The sequence below is a fragment of the Acidimicrobiales bacterium genome (genome assembly GCA_036273495.1).
Taxonomy (GTDB): domain Bacteria; phylum Actinomycetota; class Acidimicrobiia; order Acidimicrobiales; family JAJPHE01; genus DASSEU01.
Window position 1 is genome coordinate 1 of record DASUHN010000053.1, and the last position, 7,852, is coordinate 7,852.

The 7,852-nt window shown below is 73.5% G+C and carries 7 protein-coding genes; all 7 read right to left on the reverse strand.

Going from position 1 to position 7,852, the window contains the following annotated elements; translation table 11 throughout:
• Window positions 1-1,120 (reverse strand): UDP-N-acetylmuramoyl-L-alanine--D-glutamate ligase (gene murD, locus VFW24_02100; GenBank protein HEX5265540.1); only part of this gene is annotated, 1,120 nt, incomplete at its 3' end.
• A gap of 14 nt (window positions 1,121-1,134) precedes the next feature.
• On the reverse strand, window positions 1,135-2,169 hold the full coding sequence (gene mraY / locus VFW24_02105; protein ID HEX5265541.1) for a phospho-N-acetylmuramoyl-pentapeptide-transferase: 1,035 nt from the start codon (window positions 2,167-2,169) through the stop codon (window positions 1,135-1,137).
• A complete protein-coding gene (locus VFW24_02110) occupies window positions 2,166-3,605 on the reverse strand; it encodes a UDP-N-acetylmuramoyl-L-alanyl-D-glutamate--2,6-diaminopimelate ligase (protein HEX5265542.1) in 1,440 nt (479 codons plus the stop codon). The genes mraY and VFW24_02110 overlap by 4 nt, the downstream gene beginning before the upstream one ends.
• A gap of 17 nt (window positions 3,606-3,622) precedes the next feature.
• On the reverse strand, window positions 3,623-5,575 hold the full coding sequence (locus tag VFW24_02115; GenBank protein HEX5265543.1) for a penicillin-binding protein 2: 1,953 nt from the start codon (window positions 5,573-5,575) through the stop codon (window positions 3,623-3,625).
• The gene (locus VFW24_02120; GenBank protein HEX5265544.1) at window positions 5,572-6,111 is read right to left on the reverse strand and encodes a hypothetical protein; all 540 of its coding nucleotides are present in this window, start codon (window positions 6,109-6,111) and stop codon (window positions 5,572-5,574) included. The genes VFW24_02115 and VFW24_02120 overlap by 4 nt, the downstream gene beginning before the upstream one ends.
• Window positions 6,108-7,145: a 16S rRNA (cytosine(1402)-N(4))-methyltransferase RsmH gene (rsmH, locus tag VFW24_02125; protein ID HEX5265545.1), complete on the reverse strand. Its 1,038-nt coding sequence runs from the start codon at window positions 7,143-7,145 to the stop codon at window positions 6,108-6,110. Before rsmH ends, VFW24_02120 begins: the two co-directional genes overlap by 4 nt.
• Window positions 7,146-7,225: 80 nt before the next feature.
• Complete coding sequence (locus VFW24_02130) at window positions 7,226-7,651, reverse strand: hypothetical protein (protein HEX5265546.1); 426 nt, start codon at window positions 7,649-7,651, stop codon at window positions 7,226-7,228.
• Between the last annotated feature and the right edge of the window lie 201 nt (window positions 7,652-7,852).

Consider the following 7,852-nt stretch of genomic DNA (forward strand, 5'->3'; position numbering starts at 1 on the left):
CCGCGATCTCTCCCGCCGCCTCACCGATGGCCACGACCGAGCGGATGTGGGACGCGCCGCCGCGCAGCACGCCGAGGTCCAGTCCCTTGTTGCGACCACCCGCTATGAGCACCACCGAGTCGAAGCCGGACAGCGCCGCCAGCACCGATGCGGGGGTCGTGGCCTTCGAGTCGTCGTAGAACCGCACACCACCAGATTCCCGCACATAGGCCACGCGATGGGGGAGCCCCTCGAAACCGAGGAGTGCGCGGCGGCATCCCGGAATGGTGGCGCCGGCCGGAACCGCGGACGCGACCGCCGCCAGGTAGTTGGAGACGTCGTGGGGAAGGGAGCGGGGCAGGTCCCCCATCGCGGCGATGGCGGCGCCGTCCGGCGCCATCAGAGCGCCGTCCCGGCAGGTGTATTCACCCTGGCGCCCGAAGGTCACGACCCGCGAGCGGGGCGCCCCCGACCCCCGGGTCGCCGCCGCCATCACCGCCTCGTCGTCGGCGTTGACCACCGCCGTGTCCTCCGGTCCCTGGTTGAGCCAGACGCGCGCCTTGGCGGCGGCGTAGTGCTCGCGGGTCGGGTGCCAGTCGAGATGGTCCTCGGCCAGGTTGAGCCAGGTGGCCACGGCGGCATGGAACGAGGAGGTGAGGGCCAGCTGGAACGAGGAGACCTCGACGACCAGCACTCCCTGGCCGGCGGGGACGGAGTCCACCGCCTCGATCAACGGCAGCCCGATGTTCCCCGCCGCCACCGCCTTGATCCCGGACTCGGCCAGCATCCGGGCCACCAGCGTGACCACCGTCGTCTTGCCGTTGGTCCCGGTCACCGCCACCATCGGGACCGGGGCCCAGCGCGCCGCCAGCTCGATCTCGCTCACGATCTCGGGACCAGGTGGGAGAGAGAAGACCGGATGACCCGCAGGCACCCCCGGGCTCACCACGACGACGTCGGCTCCGGCGGCGAGTCCGGCCAGCTGGTCCGGGGCGGGAGCCTTGAGGAGGGTGATGCCCAGCTCACCCGCGGTCCGGCGGGCGCCGGGGCCGGGGCGGTCGTCGGCGGCCACCACCTCCCACCCCCGGGCCAGCAGGGCGCGCGCCACCGCCTGCCCGGTCACGGCCAGCCCCATCACCACGGCGCGCAAACCGGCTACCCCGGGTTCCCGAACCGGAGGAAGTCGGCGTAGAACAGGCCGAGCGCCAGCGCCGTGCACGCCCCGGCCAGGATCCAGAAGCGCACGATCACGGTCGTCTCCGGCCATCCGAGCAGCTCGAAGTGGTGGTGCAGCGGGGCCATGCGGAACACCCGGCGGTGGAAGACGCGGTAGCTGATCACCTGCACGACTACCGACAGCGTCTCGATCACGAACAGGCCGCCGAGGATCGGGAGGAGGAGGTGCAGGTTCATCTCGAGCGCGAGCACGGCCAGACCGGCCCCGATGGCCAGCGCCCCCGTGTCGCCCATGAAGATCCGCGCCGGCGCCGCGTTCCACCACAGGAACCCGGCGCACGCTCCTGCCAGCGCCGCGGCCAGGAGGGCCAGGTCGAGGGCGTGGTAGAGCCGGTAGATCTCGAAGTGGCGGAACTGCCAGTACCCCATGACGATGAGGGCCGAGAAGGCGAAGGTGGACGAGCCCGCCGCCAGCCCGTCGAGCCCGTCGGTCAGGTTCACGGCGTTGGTCGCGCCGGTGATGATCAGCACGGCCAGGATCAGCCAGCCCCACTGGTGCAGCTGGATGCCGGGGTAGTCCCACCGCGTGAACGCCAGATGGGTCCCTACCCCGACCCAGCGCAGGGCCGCCCACGCGAACCCCCCCGCCATGACCAGCTGCAGCCCGAACTTCCACCGCTTGTTGAGGCCGAGGCTGCGCCGGTTCACCACCTTGATCCAGTCGTCGGCCAGACCGATGGCCCCGGCGGCCGCCATGGTCAGCAGACCCAGCACGCCGGAGCGGGTCGTGATGGCCCCGTTCAACAGATGGGCGGCGGCATAGCCGAGCACGGCGGCGATGACGATCATGACCCCGCCCATGGTCGGGGTACCCGCCTTGGTGACGTGGCCCTCCGGTCCGTCCTCCCGGATCGGCTGCCCGATCCCGTGCCGTTGCAGCCAGCCGATGAGCAGCCGCGTGCCGACCAGGGCCACGACCATCGCCACCGCCCCGGAGAAGAAGATGGCGATCACCGGCCCGCTCCGCACCCGGCACTGCGCCCGGCCGCCCGCTCGAGGAGCCGGCGGGCAACCTCCCGGTCGTCGAAGGGCCGGACCGACGCCCCGATCTGCTGGCCGGTCTCGTGGCCCTTGCCCGCCACCACGACCACGTCCCCCGGTCCGGCCCAGTCCAGGGCCAGGGCTATGGCGGCCTCGCGGTCAGGCTCCACCACCAGCCGCTCCGGGTTGCGCACCCCGGCGCGCACCTCCTCGATGATCGCGGCCGGGTCCTCGTCACGCGGGTTGTCGTTGGTCAGGACGGCCAGGTCGGCGCGCCCCGCGGCCACCGCGCCCATGAGCGGGCGCTTGCCCCGGTCCCGCTGGCCGCCGCAGCCGAACACCACCGCCACCCGGTGCGGGGCCCCGGGGGGGCGCGCCGCCTCCAGCACGCGCTCGAGCCCGTCGGGCGTGTGGGCGTAGTCGACGATCACGGTGAAGGGCTGGCCGGCGTCGACCACCTCCATCCGCCCCGGGACCGGCGGGGTGGCGGCCAGGCCGGCCACGACGGCGGCTTCCTCGACGCCCAGGGATGCGGCCGTGGTGGCGGCGGCCAGGGCATTGGACACGTTCACCCGTCCTCCGAGAGGCACGTGCACGGCACGTCCCCGCCAGGAGAAGTCGACGGCACGCAGACCGACGCAGACGTCCTCGGCGTCGGAGTCGGAGAACAGTTGCAGCGGCGGGGCGCCCGCCGCGGCGATCGATTCGGCCAGGCGCCGCCCCCAGGGATCGGACGCGTTGATCACCGCCCGGGCGGCGCGCTCGGGACGGAACAGCTCGGACTTGGCGGCGAAGTAGGAGTCCATGCTCCCGTGGAAGTCGAGATGCTCGTGGGAGAGGTTGGTGAACACGGCCGCCGAGAACGACACCGCGTCCACGCGGTGCTGGGCCAGGGCGTGGGACGACACCTCCATGGCCACCGCCCGCACCCCGCGTCCCTCCATCTCGGCCAGGATGCGCTGCAGATCGGTGGACTCCGGCGTGGTGCGCGACCCGCTGAGCGTGCCCAGCACGTCGGCCCCGACGCCGACGGCGTCGAGCACCGCCTTCAGCATGTGGGTCACGGTGGTCTTGCCGTTGGTCCCCGTAACGCCGACCACGGACAGGCGTTCCGACGGGTGCCCGAAGAGGGCGGCGGCAACGAGAGCCATGGCCGGCCGGACGGCGCCGACCCGGACCTGGACGGCGTCGACCGGAAGCCGCTGTTCACAGAGCAGGGCGGCCGCCCCCGCCGCCACCGCGCCGGCGGCGAAGTCGTGGCCGTCGAGCGCCCCGCCCGGCACGCAGCAGAACAGCGCTCCCGGCCCGACGAGGCGGGAGTCGTGGGTGATGGCGCGGACGTCGACGCGGGACGGATCCCCGACGGTCTCGAGGACGTCGACTCCGCCGAGCAGCCGGTCCAGTCTCACTTTGGGGACAGCCTCGATCAGGGCTTCGGGGGCGGGGCCGTGGACCTCGGCACACTACCGGCGGTGGGATGGGTGCCCTGCCTGGAGGGGGTCGGAGAGGTCCGGCGGGGCGTTGGGGGGGCGGTCACGGGCAGGGGGTGGGTGGCGGGCCCGTCGTCGCTGCCGGCGGCGGCGGCGCTGGCGTCGATCCCGGGCACGTCCCATCCCAGGTTCCGCGGGGACGGAGGCGGGATCTGGAGCTGCCGGAGGGCGTACGCCACGATCTGGGAGAACACGGGGGCGGCGATGCTCCCGCCGTAGAAGACCGGCGTGGGACGGTCGAGCACGACGATGGCCGTGAGCTGGGGGTCCTCGGCCGGGGCAAAGCCCACGAACGAGGCCATGTACGACCCCGGCTGGTAGCCGGGGTGGCCGCTGGCGGGGATCTGGGCCGTGCCGGTCTTGCCCGCCACGTCGTAGCCGGGGATGGCGGCCTCGGTACCCGTCCCCTGGCTGACCACGTCCTCGAGCATGGCGGTCATCTGCCGGGCGGTGCGCGCCGAGACCACCCGGTGGCGGGGCGGGGCCGACACCGGCTGCAGGGTGCCGCCCGAGCCCTGCCATCCCTGGACCAGGCGGGGCGCCACCATCTGGCCGCCGTTGGCGATGGTGTTGTACACGTCGAGGATCTGCATGGGCGTCACCGCCACCCCCTGGCCGATCGGGATCGTTCCGATGGACGTGCCCGACCACTGCGACGTCGGCGGGAGGATCCCGCTCGACTCCCCGGGGGCCTCCAGTGGGGTGCGCTGGCCCAGACCGAAGGCGCGCATGTACTGGTAGATGCGCTGCGGGCCGAGCAGCTGCGAGATGTGCAGCGTCCCGACGTTCGAGGAGTAGGCGAGGATGTCGGGCACCGACCACCACTCGGTCGGGTGCTGCTCGGCGTCGTGGATGACCGAGCCGTCGAGGCCGACGCTGTAGGGCACGTTGAACCGCGATCCCGGCGTGACCGCTCCGGTCTCGAGGGCCGCCGACATGGTGACTCCCTTCATCACCGACCCGGGCTCGTACACCCGCGTCAGCGCGCCGTCGTCCGGCGCCGGCGACACGCCCGTGGGGCTCTTGGCGTCGGCCAGCATGCTGGCCAGGGCCAGGATCTGCCCGGTCCGCGACTGCATGATGACCGCGGTGCCCCCGAGGGCGTGGGACGAGACGATCTGCTGACTCAGCACCTGCTCGGTCTGGTACTGGATGGCGCTGTCGAGGGTGAGCTGGAGGCTCTGGCCGGGCAGCGCCCGCTGCAGCTCCTGCGGCGTTCCGGGAATGGTCTGCCCGCCCACTCCCTGCTGCACGCGGAGGATGCCGGGCCGCCCGGTCAGCTTGCCGTTGTACTGGTACTCGAGACCGGACAGCCCCTTGCCTGCGTATCCGACCACGCCGAGCAGCGAGGCGGCCAGCCCGCCATCGGGCTCGTAACGCTTGGGTTCCTGCAGGTAGGCGATGCCCGGAAGATCGAGCTTGCGGACCTGCTTCGCCACCGCGTCCGGCACGGAATGGGCCAGGTACTCGAAGCCGCCGTCCGCCGACAGCAGCTGCTGGACGTGCTGCTGGGGCAGCCCGAGCACGGGCGCGAGCTGGCGCGCCTCCCCCGCCGGATCGGTCACCTGGTGGGGATCGGCGTACACGGTCGTGAGCGGCACCGACAGAGCCAGGACGTTGCCGGAGCGATCGAGGATCGAGCCGCGCAGGGCGGGCAGGGTCAGCTCACGCGTGCGCTCGGAGACGCCGTAGGCGGCGTACCGGGAAGCCTGCAGGGCCTGAACCTGCACCAGCCGGACCACCACGATCGAGAAGACCAGGCACGTCACCGCCATCACCGCGCCGACGCGGCGCGACGACAGCTGAGTCGCCGGCCGCCGGGGCGGCCGCCGGGGCGGCGGGGTGTGGCGGCGCAGGGTCCCGGATCCCGCCGAACCCGGCGGGGTCATGGCGGGGTGGTGGCGGTCGTCGAGGTGGTCGGGGACTGAGAGGAGGTCGAGGACTTGGAGCTGGTGGAGGACCTGGACGCGGTGGACGACGACGCGGTCGTCGGCGTGGTGGCGGACTGGGCCCGCACGAGCGGGCCGTGGTGGCCGGGGACCAGGTAGGTGATGCTCGGCGGGGACACCATCCCGAGCTGCTTCTGGGCGTCGGAGACCACCCGCTCCGGGGCCTGGAGCTGGGCCACCTGGAGACGGAGCTGGTCGTTCACCGAGCGGGCGGCGTCGATACGCGAGCTCAGCGCCGCCAGCTGGAACTGCTGCTGCGCCAGCACCACGTGCACCACCACGACGGCGAACAGGCCGAGGGCGGCCAGGACGGCCGCACCGCCGACCAGCAGGCGCCGGCGGCGGCGGCGGGCCGCGGGCGAGAGCTCGGCGCGGCCGACGACCCGGAGGGGCGGGGGCGCCGGGCGCGGACGCGCCGGGGCCGGGACCGGGGACCGCCGGAGACGGGGGGGCGCGGGGCGCTGGGTGGCGGTCACGCCGCCGGCGCCGCCGACCACTCGACGGCGCGGAGCCGCGCCGCGCTGGCTCGGGGGTTGGCCTCCACCTCGGCGGCGCCGGCCTTGCGGGCGCCGCGGTTGAGGAGGCGGGCGCGGGGGCGGGCCCCACAGACGCACGGTAGGCCGGGCGGGCACACGCAGCCTCCCGTGGCCCAGTGGGAGAAGCGGGCCTTGACCAGCCGGTCCTCGCCGGAGTGGTAGGCGATCACGCACACCCGCCCGGAGGGGACGATCACTTCCGGGACGGCGTAGAGGGCCGCCGCCAGCTGATCCAGCTCTCCGTTCACCTCGACCCGCACCGCCTGGAACACCCGGGCGGCGGGGTGGCCCCGCCGGCGGGCCGGGGCGGGGACGGCGGCGGCCACCACCTCGGCCAGCTGACTGGTGTCCTGGATGGGCCGGGCCCGGACGACGGCGCGGGCGATCCTCCGGGCCAGGCGGCCCTCCCCGCTGGCCGCGAACAGAGCCGCCAGCTCGGCCTCGGGATACCCGTTCACGACATCGGCGGCGGTGAGGGCCGCGGTCGGGTCCATGCGCATGTCGAGCGGTCCGCCGGCGCGGTAGGAGAAGCCGCGCTCGGGCCGGTCGAGCTGGGGGGAGCTCACCCCGAGGTCGAACAGGACGCCGACGACCGCGAGCCCGGTCCGGGCCGACCACGCCCCCGCCCGCTCGGCGAGGGAGTCAAACGGGGCATGGAGCAGCTCGACCCGGGGCCCGAAGCGGCCCAGCCGGGCCCCGGCGGCGACCAGGGCGTCGGGATCGCGGTCGAGCCCCAGCACCGAGAGCCCGGGGTGGGCCTCGAGGATGGCCTCGGCGTGGCCGCCGCCGCCGATGGTGGCGTCGACGACCGCACCGGGCGGCACCGGGGAGAACAGCTCCACGACCTCGGCCACCATGACCGGGGAGTGGGTGAAGTCCTGGGCCATCTGCAGCCCCTCGATCAGCAGGGCGTCGCCGGGATTTCTCCCCGGCTGACAAGGATGGAAGCGGGCGGAGTAGGGATCTTCCACCACGCCGATCGAGGGGCTGCAGGTGGGCCGGGACCGTTCCCCCGTCCTCCCGCAGCAGCGATGCCGATTCTCGTGCTCGTCTCCTAGCCGTCCTCTCCTTCCGCCAGGCGCCGCTCCTCGGGCGCCACGCTGTCCTGCCACACCTGCGGGTTCCACAGCTCGACCCGGTCGATGGCCCCGGTCACGAGCACGGGCGCCTCGGGCTCCAGCCGGGCGAAGTCCCGCAGGTGACCGGGTATGGCCATCCGTCCCTGCCTGTCGACGTCGACCTCGTGGGAGCCGGCCGACCACACCCGGGCCCGGTTGCGCTCGCCTCGCCCTTCTCTGGCTGCCTGCTCCATCTCGGTCATGCGGTTCTCGAACTCCTCGGGCGTCCAGAGCGCCAGGCACCCGTCGTTGTACTGGGACAGAAAGCCGCCCCGCTCGAAAGGGGCCCGGAACCTGACCGGCAGGATCACCCGACCCTTCGGGTCGACCGAGTGCTCGTAACGACCGAAGAATCGAGCCACCCGGATCCACCACCCTGCTCCCAGTCGCGCTTCGGGCCCCTCCCTTTCGCGCCACTGGCCTCCACATTACGCCCCGTCTCCCCACTGGTCAACAAACCAGAACCGTTTTTCCGGTCCGGATCGGGAGGGCCGCGCCCGCGGGGATTCGCAGGGGACGCACAGAAAGGCGGAGCCCCCGGGGGCCCGCCGCGGTGTCAGGGC

Coding starts and splice junctions, on each gene's coding strand:
- VFW24_02115 (HEX5265543.1), bottom strand. CDS start 5,575: ATGACCCCGCCGGGTTCGGCGGGATCCGGGACCCTGCGCCGCCACACC.